This is a genomic window from Anaerococcoides asporogena (assembly GCF_029590275.1).
Classification (GTDB): Bacteria; Bacillota; Clostridia; order Clostridiales; family Clostridiaceae; genus JG1575.
This window is the reverse complement of the sequence record NZ_CP120965.1, coordinates 1,427,384-1,443,368: the sequence shown is the minus strand read 5'-3', so window position 1 is coordinate 1,443,368 and position 15,985 is coordinate 1,427,384. Positions and strand designations below refer to the sequence as shown.

General features: G+C 52.2%; 16 protein-coding genes. 1 reads left to right on the top strand and 15 read right to left on the bottom strand.

Translation table 11 applies throughout. The annotated features are described in order from the left end of the window. Window positions 1-31: 31 nt before the first annotated feature. On the bottom strand, window positions 32-550 hold the full coding sequence (locus P6M73_RS06970) for an adenine phosphoribosyltransferase (RefSeq protein WP_277855388.1): 519 nt from the start codon (window positions 548-550) through the stop codon (window positions 32-34). A 249-nt stretch (window positions 551-799) separates the two neighbouring features. Here P6M73_RS06970 and P6M73_RS06965 point away from each other — a divergent pair, with 249 nt between their 5' ends. Further along, window positions 800-1,306 (top strand): CarD family transcriptional regulator, encoded by a 507-nt coding sequence (locus P6M73_RS06965; protein ID WP_277855387.1) that lies wholly within the window; start codon window positions 800-802, stop codon window positions 1,304-1,306. 284 nt (window positions 1,307-1,590) lie between these two features. On the opposite strand, the gene P6M73_RS06960 is transcribed toward P6M73_RS06965, so the two are convergent. From P6M73_RS06960 to P6M73_RS06895, 14 genes are all read right to left on the bottom strand, one after another. Continuing rightward, complete coding sequence (locus P6M73_RS06960; RefSeq protein ID WP_277855386.1) at window positions 1,591-2,907, bottom strand: M56 family metallopeptidase; 1,317 nt, start codon at window positions 2,905-2,907, stop codon at window positions 1,591-1,593. 2 nt (window positions 2,908-2,909) lie between these two features. Further along, entirely contained in the window at window positions 2,910-3,368 is a 459-nt protein-coding gene (locus tag P6M73_RS06955; RefSeq protein WP_489666477.1) for a BlaI/MecI/CopY family transcriptional regulator, read from the bottom strand. A gap of 222 nt (window positions 3,369-3,590) precedes the next feature. Beyond that, on the bottom strand, window positions 3,591-6,008 hold the full coding sequence (gene secD / locus P6M73_RS06950; protein ID WP_277855385.1) for a protein translocase subunit SecD: 2,418 nt from the start codon (window positions 6,006-6,008) through the stop codon (window positions 3,591-3,593). Beyond that, on the bottom strand, window positions 6,009-7,382 hold the full coding sequence (scfB, locus tag P6M73_RS06945) for a thioether cross-link-forming SCIFF peptide maturase (RefSeq protein WP_277855384.1): 1,374 nt from the start codon (window positions 7,380-7,382) through the stop codon (window positions 6,009-6,011). It lies immediately after the preceding gene. Window positions 7,383-7,439: 57 nt separating this feature from the next. Next, entirely contained in the window at window positions 7,440-7,577 is a 138-nt protein-coding gene (gene scfA / locus P6M73_RS06940) for a six-cysteine ranthipeptide SCIFF (protein ID WP_277855383.1), read from the bottom strand. Between the two features lie 94 nt (window positions 7,578-7,671). Next, window positions 7,672-7,995 carry a preprotein translocase subunit YajC gene (gene yajC / locus P6M73_RS06935; protein WP_277855382.1) on the bottom strand — a complete coding sequence of 108 codons (324 nt, stop codon included), beginning with the start codon at window positions 7,993-7,995 and terminating at the stop codon, window positions 7,672-7,674. 165 nt (window positions 7,996-8,160) lie between these two features. Then, window positions 8,161-9,312, bottom strand: a complete 1,152-nt coding sequence (tgt, locus tag P6M73_RS06930) for a tRNA guanosine(34) transglycosylase Tgt (protein WP_277855381.1) — start codon at window positions 9,310-9,312, stop codon at window positions 8,161-8,163. Further along, the gene (gene queA / locus P6M73_RS06925; protein ID WP_277855380.1) at window positions 9,296-10,363 is read right to left on the bottom strand and encodes a tRNA preQ1(34) S-adenosylmethionine ribosyltransferase-isomerase QueA; all 1,068 of its coding nucleotides are present in this window, start codon (window positions 10,361-10,363) and stop codon (window positions 9,296-9,298) included. Before queA ends, tgt begins: the two co-directional genes overlap by 17 nt. 93 nt (window positions 10,364-10,456) lie before the next feature. After that, a complete protein-coding gene (gene ruvB, locus P6M73_RS06920) occupies window positions 10,457-11,458 on the bottom strand; it encodes a Holliday junction branch migration DNA helicase RuvB (RefSeq protein ID WP_277855379.1) in 1,002 nt (333 codons plus the stop codon). Window positions 11,459-11,485: 27 nt separating this feature from the next. Beyond that, window positions 11,486-12,067, bottom strand: a complete 582-nt coding sequence (ruvA, locus tag P6M73_RS06915; protein WP_277855378.1) for a Holliday junction branch migration protein RuvA — start codon at window positions 12,065-12,067, stop codon at window positions 11,486-11,488. A gap of 173 nt (window positions 12,068-12,240) precedes the next feature. Further along, the gene (locus P6M73_RS06910) at window positions 12,241-12,585 is read right to left on the bottom strand and encodes a hypothetical protein (protein WP_277855377.1); all 345 of its coding nucleotides are present in this window, start codon (window positions 12,583-12,585) and stop codon (window positions 12,241-12,243) included. A gap of 116 nt (window positions 12,586-12,701) precedes the next feature. Then, window positions 12,702-13,625 (bottom strand): pseudouridine-5'-phosphate glycosidase, encoded by a 924-nt coding sequence (locus P6M73_RS06905; protein WP_277855376.1) that lies wholly within the window; start codon window positions 13,623-13,625, stop codon window positions 12,702-12,704. Next, window positions 13,610-14,716 carry a PfkB family carbohydrate kinase gene (locus P6M73_RS06900; protein ID WP_277855375.1) on the bottom strand — a complete coding sequence of 369 codons (1,107 nt, stop codon included), beginning with the start codon at window positions 14,714-14,716 and terminating at the stop codon, window positions 13,610-13,612. Before P6M73_RS06900 ends, P6M73_RS06905 begins: the two co-directional genes overlap by 16 nt. Window positions 14,717-15,170: 454 nt before the next feature. Beyond that, window positions 15,171-15,965 (bottom strand): zinc ribbon domain-containing protein, encoded by a 795-nt coding sequence (locus P6M73_RS06895; RefSeq protein WP_277855374.1) that lies wholly within the window; start codon window positions 15,963-15,965, stop codon window positions 15,171-15,173. Window positions 15,966-15,985 lie beyond the last annotated feature (20 nt).

Here is a 15,985-nt window from a genome sequence, read left to right as displayed (position 1 = left end):
GATGAACTTGTCTATCTTTGGTCGATCCCGACTAAAATTCGTAGGTTACCATGCTCTCCACGTTGTATCCGGCGAGCTTGTCACGGCCTTTGAGGCCTGTCAGTTCAATCACAAAGTCCACGGAGACCACTTCGGCGCCGGCCAGCTCAAGCAGGTCCTTGCAGGCAGCTATGGTACCGCCGGTGGCCAGAAGGTCATCAATGATGGCTACCCGCATTCCGGGCCAGATGGCGTCCTTATGGACTTCCAGCGTATCCTTGCCGTATTCCAGGTCATAAGTCAGAGAGTAGGTATCAGACGGCAGCTTGCCTTTCTTGCGGATCGGCAGAAAGCCGACTTCCAGGGCATACGCTACCGGGACACCGAAAATGAATCCCCGGGCTTCCGGACCGGCCACGGCATCGATTTTCAAATCACGAAGGCGGGCCGCCATGGCGTCCACCATTTCTTTGAACACCGGACCGTTCTTGATCACCGTTGTAATATCCTTGAAGCTGATTCCGGGCTTCGGGAAGTCCTCAATGACTCTGATATGCTCTTTAAAATCCATAACGTTCTCCTTTTGTCCAATGCGTCAATTGATTTGACATCACTCCTATTTTATCACGGTTCGATTAAAATGATTCAAAACGGGCGTATAATTTGTCGTTCTGGCATCAGCTTGCCGGCTCCGTCATGATAATTCTTTGACAATGCCACCTCTTTTTACATTTTTCTGAAAATATGTTATACTATATTCAGATAAGTCGCTAAACGTGGTTTCGCCACGTTTTCCTTTTTACTGCCACAGGAGGAATTGATGTTTCATAAAAATGATTTGGTGCTCTATCGCACCGAGGGGGTCTACAGAGTGGAAGACATCTGTGTACCCGACATTTCTGGCACCAGTGACAGGCTTTATTACGTGATGCAGTCCCTATCCACCCAGACCACGGCGTATACCCCCGTGGACGCGGAGGTTAACATGCGGCGGATCTGTTCCCGGCCCGAAGCGCTCAAGGCGCTCAGCGAACTCCGTGAGATGGAGGCCGTGGATCTCTCGACCCTCAGCCACAAGCATTTAAAGGATTTCTACGCCAAAGCCATTAAAGACCAGAATTTCACCAATCTGCTGGCTCTCTACAAATCCATCAATCAGAAGAAAGATTCGCTTGAGGGAACCACCAAAAAGCTATGCCAGACCGACACCGCCTATTTACGCAAAATTCTTACCCTGCTGACGGAAGAAATCGCACTGTGCTTTGACATCAAAGATGATGAAGCCGTCCTGATGCTGGACCGGGCTCTTTCCCCTGACCTCAACTGATCCGGCCTGTTTCTCATCCGACAGATTATGGAATGGCATCAGCCAGAGGCTCAATGAATCTGCCCCTGACTCCCTTCCAAGCTGACCAGGAATCTTTTTTTCAAACAGGCAATCGCTGCAACTCACTTATAAGCCATATTTTCATATGAAATGCATCAGCCCCGGCCGTCTGGCCGGGGCTTTTTATTCGCACACGTCATGTTTTCGCTTTTCTCTCATCCGGACGATTAGCGAAACTATATTTCTGTATCATATGACGTCAGCAGTAAAAAATAAAAATCAAATCAGTGGATCAGCTCGTAGATCCTGATATTCATGCCCTCGGCAATCCATATCGGCTCACCGTTTAAAAAGAAGATCCGATATGACAGGCTGTCCTGGTTGTCTTCCGCATAGTATGTATACACGCTCATCTCCTGGGCATCGCTGAACTTTGGCACGGCCTTGCCCTTGCCCCAGAAGAACGACGGGTCTCCCAGCTCTTTCTCCAAAGCGCTTTGCGAATAGTAACTTCTTGTCGCGGACTTGCTTTCGAAGGATACAGTTCCATCCTGTTTGACCAGTTTCAGAGCGGTGGGCGAAAGGATCTGAATCTGACCCAGATGTTCTCCGGTCATGGGACGGTAGGACACAACACCGGCACAAACCAGCGGCCCGGCCCGGAAGGTGCCAGTCTGAATTCCCTGGGTCAGTGAGGTCGCCGGGTCCGTCAGGAAACAGCCTGCCAGCATGAGGGTGGCCACCAGGGCAAGGACCGTCATCGACCGACGGGGTTTCTGATAGCGCAGGATCTTCACGATTCGTTCTCTGACCCCCACTTCGCCAAAGGCCAGCGGACCTGCCGCCAGACCGTGCCGCGGCAAGCTCAGGGTCAGCAGTCCTCTGGCATAGTCCTGGCGTTGGGGCACCGTCATAGCTCGAATCACTCGTTCGTCACAGGTCAGTTCCAGATCCCGGCAGAACAGGATATAAGCGGTCCAGACCAATGGGTTGAACCAATGAACAGACATAAGGAGAAAGCCAAGCAGTTTCCACCACTGATCCCCTCTGGCCAGATGTGACTGCTCATGGGCTTCCACCAAAGGCAGCGTCCTTGCTTCCAGCTGGGAGGGCAGATAAATCCGGGGGCAGAAATATCCCAGGATAAACGGACTCCCCACCTCATCGCAAAGCCACAGGTTATCCCGCAGCCGCACGGCCGCGCGGACTTTTCGCCGAAGATTCCAGTAACTGGTCAGGGCATACAGCAGCATCAGTGAAAGTCCGATCAGCCAGATCAGTCCGAAGAACGACCAGGAAGATGATGCCACCAGGGCAGTTCCGGACAGATCCTGAGCCACAGGATTTCCTGCCGACGGTTTTTGAGTCAGTCCACCGATAGCACCCTGAGCAAGGGGCTGAGCCAGACGCTGGACAGGAATCAGGCTCCAGCTGCTTTTTACGGACACCGGCAGCATCAGTCGAAGTGCTGTCAGTGACCAGAGGATAAGCCGAAATGACTTCGGCGTCTCCCGCAGCAGACAGCGCAGGAACAACACTCCGATGATAAGCCAGCTGGCCTTCAGGCTGAGCGATAACACTTCAAAAAACAGACGATCCATCCCTATTCCTCCCCGCTTGATTCAATCAAACGTCTGATTTCAGCAATTTCCGCCTCAGACAGTGCCTGGGTTCGGGTAAAGGCAGCGATAAACTGCGGCAGTGACCCTTGAAAGGACTCCTTTACGATCCGCTCAGTCTGTATCGACTGAAACTCAGAGCGCGAGATTCGGGAGCTAACGGTCCCCTTCAAATTTTGAAAAAGTCCCCGCTCCGATAATTTTTTCAGCACGGTGTAGGTTGTAGATTTTTTCCAGTTCAGCTGAGCCTCACATAATCGGACCAGATCCTGCGATGAAATGGGTTCATGGTCCCAGATCAGATCCGCAAACCGAGATTCAATCACGCCAAGTTTCAAATCCAGCGTTGATTGATTTTTTGTCTGATCCATTGTCTGATCCATTGTCTGATCTGATGATTGATCCGTTGATCGATCCTTTAATTGATCCTTTGTCTGATCCATAGATTGCCTCCTCACCGCCTAATTACCAATCGGCCCTCTTTGGTCTATTCACTATCGACTGTTTTCAGTCTACTCCGAATAGACTGAAAGGTCAACCAATTTCACCTTGCCCTGATATAGCAGACAGCCCGGGTCGATCCTCTGGATCGGTCCGGGCTGTCTGCTTCACCATCATTCACTGTTCAGGAATGCGGTAAGGGCTTATTTGATTCGTGTGGTATTTTAATACTCATCCTCATCAAACTCGATTTTCTTCAAAGACTCTGCACTGGCTGAGCTGAATTTGAAGTCATCGGCCAGAGGGATTTCACGCTTTACCACTTCTTCGGGCGCAACCTCATGGAGTGATTCACCGACATTTCCTTCGACTGGTCGACTGGTCTTCTTTTTGGCATAGCGGTTGGAGTAGCGCAAATCCGACTTGGCCGCCTTGACTTTTGCTACGGCGACAGGTTCTGCCGCGCCAGTCTCAGTCTGAACTATCTTGGCCGATTTGACGGATGCGGCCGGCTGAACGACCTTGGTTTCTCCCTTGCCCTTCAGTTTCTTCTCCAGCATGACATAGATCGGAGAAGCAATGAAGACGGTGGAGTAGACACCGGAGAGTGTTCCAAGAAGCAGCGGGAGTGTGAACTCACGGATCTGCGGAACAAAGAAGAAGACCATAAGCAGGACAACAATAACCGTCAGACTCGTATTAATGGTTCTTACCATGGTCTGGCTGATGGATTCATCCGTCACTTCATCCAGGTGGCGGGAGCCTTTCAGCGCCAGATTTTCACGGATCCGGTCAAAGATAACGACCGTATCATTAATGGAATAACCGATGATGGTCAGAATCGCCGCGATAAAGGGCGAGTTGATCGGAATCCGGAACAGGAAGTACATCGCCAGGGTAAACAGCACGTCATGGATTAAGGCTACGATGGCGCCGACTCCCAGGGTAAAGTTAAACCGGACTGCGACATAGGCCAGTATGGCGAGAACTGACAGGGCGGAAGCCAGAATGGCTTTGCCGCTCTGCTCGGAACCGATGGTGGCTCCGATTTCATTGATGGATTCCACAAACCCGGTTCCAGGCTTGTATTTGGTCTCAAGTTCCTTGATGGCATCGTTGAAGGTTTCGGTAGTCAGCTTTTGGCTTCTGGCTTCCAGTTTGTTTGAGTTGATGACCTGAGTAATCATGGAATCATCGTATTTCTTCAGAATTTCATCCACTTCCACCTTATTGACGGCAGCAGGGAAATTCAGCGTCACCTGGGTTCCGCCGGCAAAGTCGATGCCGACATTCGGTCCCCGGACAATCCCGATGACCAGACCGAGGCCGATGACCACAGCGGAAGCAATGAAAAAGATGTTCCGCTTTTTGTAGAATGGGAAGCGGAAGGTTGTTTCCTTTTCCTTAAAGCCGAAGGCTGCCTTGGTTTTGAGCAGTCCAGCAGAATAAGCCAGAACCATCAGGAAGCGGGTCACAATGATTGCAGTGAACATGGATAGCAGCACACCGATGACCAGGTTGAGGGCAAAGCCTCTGACAGAGCCCGCTCCAAAATAGAACAGGATGAAGCCGGAAATCAGGGTGGTGATGTTGGCATCCAGAATGGAGCTCATGGCATGGCGGAAACCAAGGGCGATGGAACGCTTGATGTCAAGTCCGGACTGAAGTTCTTCCTTGATGCGTTCGAAAATCAGGACGTTGGCGTCAACTGCCATACCGATCGACAGCAGGAAACCGGCGATACCGGCCAGGGACATCGAGATTTTAAGCCCGGCTGTTACCAGGATCAACCCCAGACAGAAAATGACAAGTGCCAGAGAGGCCAGAATACCAGGTACGCGGTAGAACCAGACCATGATCAGGAAGATCGCGGCGATTCCCAGAATACCTGCCAGCTTGACGTTGGGCAGTACGGAGGATCCGAGTGTTGCGCCGACTTCCTGTACCGACAGGGTTTTCACCGGGTAAGGGAGTGCGCCATTGTTAATCATGGCAGCCAGCATTTTGGCTTCATCTTCCGTAAACTGGCCGGTGATGGACGCCTGTCCGTTCTTGATGGCTTCATTGACCACAGGATTGGACAGCATTTCATCATCCATATTGATGGAGATGGATTTTCCGACATTGGCGGTCGTGGCATCCGCGAATTTCTGAACGCCGGAGTCTTTCATCTTCAGGTTGACCACAATTCTTCCCAGATCGTCGTATCCGGGAGTAGCTTCCTGAATATCCTTGCCTTCGAGAACGACTTTGCCGTCGGCATCCTTAAAGGTCAGGACACCGGTCTTGCTCAGCTGTTCCACGATGTTGGCGGACTGGTATTTTCCGGGGATATCGACCCGGATCCGATTAGTGCCTTCGGTGGTGATCGTCGGATCAACCGCACCGGTGGCGTCAACACGCAGGTTGATGAGGGAGCGGACGCGGTCCAGGCCGGCAGCATCCAGGTTCGGTGCCTGAACTTCGAGTAGTACGGAAGTACCACCCTGAAGATCCAGACCCTTGACGATCTGCTCGCCGAAGGTCTTAACCCGGTAATCTCCTAATTTCAGTCCGAAAAGACCGGAAAAACTAAGTAACCCCGTGATGACGGCGATTACGATCAAAGCAATTAGTGCTGATGGTTTACCTTTCTTGTTCATTTAGTTATCCACCTGTTCCTCTTCCAATATTTTAGATTTCAATGCAATGGCCGACTCGATCCGTTTTTTCTGCAGTTCGCAGCCCAGTTCATAGGGCTGATTAATGTCTCCCGTGAAATTAATGTTATTGGCCTGGCAGCCGCCGGAGCAGTAAAAGCGTGCCCAGCAGTCCCGACAGACAGGTTTATTATAAATGTGTGCTTTGCGGAATTTATCCACCAGATCCTGACGCTTGATGCCATCCGTCAGATTGCCCATGAGATACTCCGGGTTTCCGACGAACTGGTGGCAGGGATAAATGTCACCGGAAGGTGTCACTGCGACATATTCAAACCCGGCGCCGCATCCGGAAATCCGTTTGTAAACACACGGCCCGCCGGAAAGGTCAATGTTGAAGTGGTAGAATTTGACCTTCTCCCCTTTGCGATGCGATTCTAATAAATCGTGATACAGCAGATCATACTGTTCCTTGATCTTTGGAACATCTTCCCAGCGCAGGGACAGCGGATGGTCATTGGGCAGAACCACGGGTTCGATGGAAATTTCATCGAAGCCTTCGTCCTTCAGGAACTTGTAATCATTGTAAAAGTCCAGATTTTCCCGGGTAAACGTCCCGCGGACATAGTATTGCTTGGATGGGTCCCGCTGCTCGACCATGGTCTTGATCTTTGGCATGATCTGCTGAAAAGAACCCTTGCCGTCAAACCGAATTCGGACCTTGTCATTGACTTCGGGCCGGCCGTCAATTGACAGAACCAGATTGCCCATGTTCTTGTCAAGATACGCCATGTTTTCTTCATTGAGCAGGGTGGCGTTGGTGGTCATGGTAAAGCGGATATTCTTTCCGGTTTCAAGCTCCCGCAGTCTGGCATAATCAACAATTTCCTTGATCTGCCGGAATGCCATAAGCGGCTCGCCGCCGAACAGGTCCACTTCGATGTTATGGCGCGGTCCCGAAGCTTCGATCACAAAATCGATGGCCTTTTTGCCAATTTCAGCGGACATCACCTCGCGCTTGCCATGATATTCTCCTTCATCGGCAAAGCAGTATTTGCAGCGCAGATTGCAGTCATGAATGACATTCAGGCACAGTGCCTTCACATAATCCGGACCATCATCTGTCTGAGCGATCTCTTCATAGAGATCTTCTGTATATAGCATCCCTTCGTTTTTCAGTTCCAGGATCTCGCCATAGGCTTCTTCCAGTTCGACCGGATCTGCCGTGCTCAGGCGTTTTTTCAGGTCTTCCAGGCTTTCCAGAGCATTTTCATCCAGCATATCGTAGATGAACTCATCCACCAGGTGGACCGATCCTGAATTTACATCGAGCACATAGCGCTCGTTGTCGTTTACAAATTTATGTATCAGTGCCATTCAGGCCTCCTCAAAATGAAAGGGCAACTTGTTTAGTTGCCCTGTTTCCACCGAATTTTAGTTTTCGCAAGCTAAGTTAGCAACAGTGCAGGATGTTTTACAGGCGGACTGGCAGGAGTTTGCACATTCCTTGCATCCCGGTTTTGAAAGGCTCTTCTTGAGATTTTTAGCGTTGACAGTTTTGATACGTTTCATAGTATAACCCCCATTTTTTTATATTCGATTGTTTACATTTCCTTCATGATTATTTTATCTGATTCCAAATCGCAAATCAACTGGAAGGAACGGATTAGGAGCGCTCCACTTTCACGGTTGGCTCAGTTTTTTCGACTTTCGAGAAAATCGCGTCACGGACCATGCGCAGTCTGACGCGGTCAGGACCAGTTTCGACGACCATATAGTCATCTTCCAGCTTGATGATCTTGCCGATGACTCCGCCCTTGGTAATGATCTCATCATTGACCGAAAGCTGGGTCAGCATCTGACGATACGTTTCCTTGCGCTTCTTTTCCGGTTTCAGGATCAGAAAATACATGATGGCGAACATTCCGAGCAGCGGCAATAAAGACACCAGCATGCTCCCGAGGTCACCCCCGGCTGCTAAAAAAAACATCTATTCATCCTCCTTTTTGTATTTCACCGCACCGCGAACCCGGGATCCGGCAAAATTGGTTTTTATGCGTTTAATTATACTCGTTCCCGCCATGGATTGCCATTCTTATTTCAACACAAGTTTGATTCCGGAGTTGTCAGTTCATGGCCGGTCGGTCCATCGAAATCAGTGGGGCTCGGGCTGCTTCCACTGCGCCAGCTGAGCGGCCTTATACTCGGCAAAAGTGCCCTCTTCGATACGGCGGCGGATTTTCGCCATCATATCATTGTAAAACCAGAGGTTATGCAGCACGCACAGTCGCATGGCCAGCATTTCCTTGGCCTTGAACAGATGCCGGATATACGCTCTGGAGTAATTCTGGCAGGCCGGACAGCCACAGCCTGGATCAATGGGGCGCTGATCCCGCTCAAAGCGCTGATTGCCCAAGTTGATTCTGCCATGAGCGGTAAAGACGTGGCCATGGCGGCCGTTGCGTGCCGGAAGGACGCAGTCAAAGAAATCAACACCCCGTTCAACGGCTTCCAGAATATTCTCCGGCAGTCCGACGCCCATAAGGTAGATGGGCTTGTCTTCGGGTAAATGAGGTACCACCGCATCCAGAATCCGGTACATCTCTTCATGGGATTCCCCGACAGCCAGACCACCAATGGCATAGCCCGGCAGGTCCAGTTTCGAGATTTCCTTGGCATGGGTGATTCTCAGGTCATCAAAGACCCCGCCCTGATTAATGCCGAACAGCAGCTGGTCGGGATTGATGGTCCCTTCCGCCTGATTCAGCTCTTCCAGTTTTGCCATGCAGCGCTTCAGCCAGCGGGTGGTCCGCTCTACGGAAGCCTCGACGTATTCCCTGGGAGCGGGATTTTCGACGCACTCGTCAAATGCCATGGCGATGGTCGATGCCAGATTGCTCTGAATCTGCATAGATTCTTCCGGTCCCATGAATATGGTCCGGCCATCTACATGGCTCTTGAAGGTCACTCCCTCTTCTTTGATCTTGCGCATCTGGGCCAGGGAAAACACCTGGAACCCGCCTGAGTCAGTCAGAATCGGCCGGTCCCAGTTCATGAAGCGGTGCAGTCCGCCCAGGTCCCGGATCAGTTCATCTCCGGGCCGAACATGCAGATGGTAGGTGTTGGACAGCTCCACCTGACAGTTGATCGCTTTCAGGTCCTGCGCATCCACAGCGCCTTTGATGGCCGCCTGAGTTCCGACATTCATAAATACCGGAGTCTCGATGGTGCCGTGCACGGTTTCGAAGCGTCCGCGGCGGGCTTTTCCCTCTTTTTTGAGTAAAGTATATTTATGCTTGCCTATCATGATTTGGTCCCTCTTTAAATCGGCTGCTCCGGATGAACATGGAATCCCCGAAACTGAAAAAACGGTAGCGTTCCCGGACTGCCTCGCGATAGGCCTCCATGGTATGGTCATAGCCCAGCAGAGCACTGACCAGCATAATCAACGTGGATTCCGGCAGATGGAAATTGGTAATGAGACTGTCCACAATCCGGAACTCAAATCCGGGATAGATGAAGATATCCGTCCAGCCCGAGCAGGCTTCGATTCGACCCCGGTCGCGCATGACGGTTTCAAGGGTCCGCGTTGTGGTTGTGCCGACACTGATAATACGCCGACCCGCGGTCCGCGCAGCTTCGATCCGCTGAGCGGTCAGCTCATCGATGGAATAGTATTCGCTGTGCATCAGATGCTCGGTGATCACTTCGACCTTGACCGGTCGGAACGTGCCGAGCCCCACATGAAGGGTCAGAAAGGCGGTCTCCGCGCCGCGGCCTCGGATAGCCTCCAGCAGTTCCGGAGTGAAATGAAGTCCGGCAGTGGGTGCCGCGGCAGACCCCTCGGCCCGGGAGTACACGGTCTGGTACCGCTCGCGGTCCTCCAGCTTTTCGTGGATATAGGGCGGCAGCGGCATTTCACCCAGGTCATCCAGCACTTTTTCGAAGACACCCTCGTAGTGGAAGCGGACAATGCGGTTGCCGTCCTCGCGAACTTCAAGAATTTCAGCCCGCAGCCGGCCATCGCCAAAGCTGAAGAATCGTCCCGGTCTGGCTGATTTGCCAGGCTTTGCCAATGTTTCCCAGGTGTTCAGGTCAATCCGGCGCAACAGAAGCAATTCCACCTGCCCCCCCGTTCCTTCACGCACGCCCAGCAGCCTGGCCGGCAGCACCCTGGTGTCATTGAGTACCAGTAGATCCCCGGGTTCGATGTATTCGATCAGATCCCGGAACACCCGGTGAGTAATTCCCCCGGTGGCCTGATCAATGACCATCAGCCGGGACTGGTCACGCTGAGCCAGCGGATGCTGCGCAATCAGCTCCGGTGGCAGATCATAATTAAAATCACTAACTTTCATTGTTATCGTCTCTTTCCCGTTAGATTCCGTTATTCCTTTCCGTATGAAAACAAAAAGGAAGGGACTAACATCGAGTCCCTGTTGTATCATATCTTATTTTTCCGGTCTTTGCACGCCTAAATGATCGTAGGCCCGGTCCGAGGCCATCCGGCCGCGCGGCGTCCGCAGAATGAATCCTTCCTTAATCAGGTACGGCTCATAGACATCCACGATGGTGTCAAGATCCTCGCCGATGAAATAGGACAAGGTTTCCACGCCCACCGGTCCTCCCCGGAAATTGTGGACCAGGGATTCCAGGATCCGGTTATCCACCCGGTCCAGCCCCTCGCCATCCACATCGAGCATCCTGAGAGCGCCCTGAGCGGCTTCGAGATTTACCCGCTCATACTGCTTGACCATGAAGTAGTCGCGAACCCGGCGCAGCAGGCGGTTGGCAATTCGCGGTGTGCCCCGGCTGCGCTTGGCGATTTCAAAAGCGCCGTCCTCGTTGATCGGCGTATTCAGGATTCCGGCAGAGCGCAGGACAATTTCCTTGAGCTCCTGCGGCGTGTAATAGTCCATCTGACATACCACGCCAAACCGGTCGCGCAGTGCGTTGGTCAGCATGCCGGCACGGGTTGTGGCACCAATCAGGGTGAAATGTTCCAGGTCCAGCCGGATGGACTTGGCCTGGGATCCTTTCCCGATCACAATATCAAGAGAATAATCTTCCATGGCCGGGTACAGCACTTCTTCCACATTGGGATTCAGGCGATGGATTTCATCGATGAACAGCACATCCTGAGCCGACAAGGAGGTCAGAATGGCAGCCAGATCGCCGGCCCGTTCAATAGCCGGTCCGGAGGTGATCCGCAGATTCCCGCCCATTTCCAGAGCGATGATATTGGCCAGGGTGGTCTTGCCCAGCCCCGGGGGACCGTACAGGAGCACATGATCCAGAGCTTCGCGCCGCATCCGGGCCGCTTCGATGAAGATCTTCATCCGTTCTTTAACGGCAGACTGGCCGATGTATTCGGACAGCCGCCGGGGCCGAAGCGAATATTCCTGGACGTCCTCTTCCGGTATTTGACATTGGCTTAAAAAACGTTCACTCATGTTGCTCTCCCTGTTCCCCGCGGCCGGCTAGCTCATCAGAGCCTGCAGCGCCTGTTTGATAGTCTCTTCAACGGTAAGATCCGGCTTTACCGTTTTCAGTACGGTGTCGGCCTCCTTCTGTGTATACCCCAGGGACAGCAAAGCTTCCACTGCCTCCGCCTGACTGGCGGAGATCTGGATGTCCCGGTCGGGAGCAGTCAGGTTCAGTTTCTTGAACTTGTCCTTCAGCTCCAGAATAATTCGGCCAGCGGTCTTTTTTCCGATGCCCGTTGCCCGCAAAAGGAGTGTTTCCTCCTCAAAAGCCATAGCTTTCTTCAGGTTATCCGGCGTGGCGATGGACAGGAGTGACAAAGCGGATTTCGCGCCGACGCCTGAAACTGTCAGAAGCTGATTAAACAGCTCCAGCTCAGCCCGGTCATGAAATCCGTACAGACCGATGAAGTCCTCCCGCACGATCTGATGAAGGAACAGCTTGGCTGCTTCCCCCATAGCCGGCATTTTCGCCATGGTATTGCCTGAAGTATATATCTTATAGCCAAGGCCCTGGTGGTCGATCACCACATAATCCTTGAAAATGCCCATGAACCGTCCTTCAATATATTCGTACATAAGGGTCCTCCCGCATTTTTCTAACTTCTCCAATCATAGCATATTTCACCCTCAAATCAAATATACGTTCGCTTTCCGGGCGGCATAGCGCAGACAGCCCTCCGCGATACGCGGAGGGCTGTCTGCCGGTCTGAACTGGTTGCCCGGTCCCATTCATGCTGGACTGGAATGGATCAGCGGCTGTCTGAAGAACCATTTTCTTCTGTTTCTTCAAACGGGACATCCAGCACGGTATGGTCCTTTTCCCAGAATTCATCATCCCGGACGCTGGCCGGACGTTCCAGCACTACATCCGGTGCTTCGACCTCTTCGCTGCCACGGAACGGACCGGACTGGTCCGGGTCCGTGTACTGGATGCGCCGTCCCGCGGGAGCCTCTTCCTCAAAGCGTCGTCTGCCAAGGAGTCCCCGAAAATTGGCAAACAGCGCGATGACAGCAGCCACTGCGATTAACGGCAGCAGAAACGGCACAAGCATCATCAGGAACAGAAGAATCAGGATTAATATAATCAGCTGCATGAAAAAGTCTCCTCTAAATGGATCAGTCGTAATCATTCGTTGGTTCAATTATAACCCGAATGTCATCATGAAACATTATGAGGAGACCAGATTAAACCCGGCTTAAAATGAAATACTTATTCTGCTTTGGCCAGTTCAACGGCAATGTCGGATGCGACCGCGGCGTTGTTGTAAACCAGCTGGATATTGGAATCGAGGGATTTGCCCTTGGTAATTTCCTTGATCCGGGAGAGCAGGAACGGGGTGGTTTCTTTTCCCTGAATGCCCTGGACTTTTGCCTCGTCCAGCGCGTTCTCAATGGCCTGGTTGATCAGTTCAGGATCCATGGAATATTCCGCGGGGATCGGATTGGTGACCAGAACGCCGCCGGAAAGATTCAGATCCCATTTGGTCTGAGCGATGGCCGCGATTTCGCGGGCGCTATCCACTCGGTAATCGACTTTGAATTCCGAAGTGCTGGTATAGAATGCCGGCAGGCTGGCTGTCTGATAGCCCAGGACAGGCACGCCGCGGGTCTCCAGGTATTCCAGTGTCAGTCCCAGGTCAAGGATCGCCTTGGCGCCGGCACAGACGACGATCACATCGGTCTTGCCCAGTTCTTCCAGATCAGCTGAGATATCCATGGTGGTTTCAGCTCCGCGGTGAACTCCGCCGATGCCGCCGGTTGCAAAGACCTTGATTCCGGCCAGAGCCGCGACAATCATTGTCGCTCCGACGGTGGTTCCGCCATTGCGGCCCTGTGCCACGATATAGGGAATGTCCCGGCGGGAGGCTTTGATGACATCCGTTGCCTGGCCCAGATATTCGATTTCTTCGTCAGTCAGTCCGGCTTTCAGCTTTCCGTTGAGAATGGCGATGGTAGCGGGCACTGCGCCATGGTCTCGTACGATCTGTTCCACCGCCCGAGCTGTATCTACATTGGCAGGATACGGCATGCCATGAGAAATAATGGTGGACTCCAGGGCGACGACTGGACGGCCCTCTTTCAGTGCAGCTTCAACTTCCGGTGACAATTCAAGGTATTTTACAAATTTTTCCATTCGATCTGATACTCCTTCTTCATTTGTTTTATGGTTTCGCGGGACAAATCCCGGTTAATCGTGCTCTCGGAAAGGATTGCGCTGATGGCAGCGGCAGCTCCGTTGATCGTCCATTCCCGGATATCATCGGTCTCCAGCGAAGTCATCAGCATGGCGGATGTGAAGGCATCGCCGGCGCCGTTGGCGTTGCGCATCGGAACTTTTTTGCTGGTCACTTTCCCCATCACCTTACCTCTGGCGGCAAACGTTCCTTCGCTGCCCAGCGAAATGATGACATTTCGGACCCCCTGGTTGAAATACCAGCGGGCGCTGGCCTTCAGGCTTTCATCATCCGTGATGGGAATTCCGGTCAGAATTTCCGATTCGATCCGGTTGGGTTTAACGGTGGAAAAACTGCCGATGATCGATTTGACCCGCAGAGCCTTATTGCTGGAAACCGGATCAAGGAAGAGTTCCCGGTCAGACAGATTTTGTGCGATGTACGCCAGTGCTGCCTCCGACAGATTGGTATCGACAGCAATTCGATCCGCCGAGCGAAGGACGCCAAGCACGGACTCCGGGTAGCTTTCATCCATCTCATCATAGATTGACATCTGGCTGATGGCGGCGATCATTTCACCGGTTTCATCCTGAACAGATAAATAGATGCCGGTGGGATGAGATCGGTCGCGCCGGATATGACTGACATCCACTCCGGCTGAACTTGTGTCATTGAGGATCCACTCCCCATGCGAGTCTTCTCCCAGGACCGTGAGCAGACGGACCGGAATGTTCAGTCGAGCCAGGTTTTCGGCAATGTTGCGTCCGACGCCCCCCATGGACTGCAGCACAGAACCGGGATTGGAGTCTCCCGGCTTGAACCGTTCCCGCGGGAAGCCCAGGATATCGACATTGGCGCCGCCCAGGACTGCTACGAACTTTTCCTCACGGATCACGTACCCCTTCCCCGCGATAATGTCCTTTTTCATTAAATTGGTGATATGAACCGCTACCGAGCTTCTGGAAATCCCCAGTCGCCCTGCCAGATCATTTTGATTGATCATCGGTTCTTTCTTGAGAATTTCGATGATTTCCCGTTCGCGTTTCGTCATTGCGCTCCCTCTTTCTTCGTAACTCATGTTTTTTCCTTTGATTGTCCGGTGCCAGATTCAGCAACTGCTGCCCCGAATCACTGCTTTAATCATATTATATCCAGCGGAAAGAAAATAAGCAATACCTTATCACCATAACCTTTTGTTTGTTTTTGGCCGAAACTGAATCCTTACCCTTAACCATTCCCTATCGTTTCCAGAGCCTTTGTTTCTCAGGCCTTCATCTCTCTGATTAAAAAAGTCACTGCCGCTTACGGATTCAATCCGCAGCGGCAGTGACAGGTACCCGATTATTATGAAATGGGATTGGTCATCCATCCATCCCAAGTGACTGATGATCAGGCAAAGCTGATTCGAAGGTTAATTTCTGCGCTGTCCTGGCAGGGAGTCAGCCGGATCGCTCGGGGGTTTTCCGTCGTTTGGACCGGATGAGGTAGCTGCGGCTCGATTCCCGTCATAATGCCGCGCGGGCATTTTCCAGGATTTTCGTATAATCATCCAGCCAGCCCTCGATGTCAGAAATGGTGGTTTCACCCATTGTTTCTGAAAATGCTCTGGTTATTTTGCGGGATTGATCCCGCAGCTTGAGGGCATGGGTTTTAACTTTTTCCAGACCGGCCGGCGGCTCTTCCAAAGCGGTGAAGACATCGCCCATGGCAGCATTGCGGTTGGTCATGGTTTTAAACGTCTCGCTGTCTCTGAATTTATTAACCATGGAATCATAGAAGCCGTCCAAAAAGATATTATTGAGCCAGCTCCAGTTGCTGATCCGGAGAAGCTCATCCAGATTGGTCTTCAGGGTGACTTCCTGGGATTGAGCCAGTACCAGGAGTTCCCGGTATTTACGCAGATAAGCATCCCGCTGTTCCTTGATTTCAGCTTCCTTCAGCTGTGCTGCCTGGCTGGCTGCGAGTGTTTCCCGGCTCCGGCGTCGTGAGGCGATGGTCTGTACCCCAAATGCCGAGAGTCCGATGATCAAAAGAAGCAAGGCCAATAAAATCAGATGTTCTTTTCGCGCCGGTCTGCCGGTCGAGGCTTCCTTCATCGCAGACAGCGGATGATCCCGATCCAGAATCGGATCATCGGATAAAGGGATTTCTTCCGGTTCATGGTCAAAGGCTGTTACCTCATAGTCCCCCAGAAAAATCCGCTGGCTAACTGGCTCAAGCGTTTCTTCCTGGGTTTGTCCACAGAAATTGCAATATTTCGATCCGTCCATCAGTTCGCTGCCGCACTGGCGACATTTCATCCCTTTCACCTCCCCTGTCT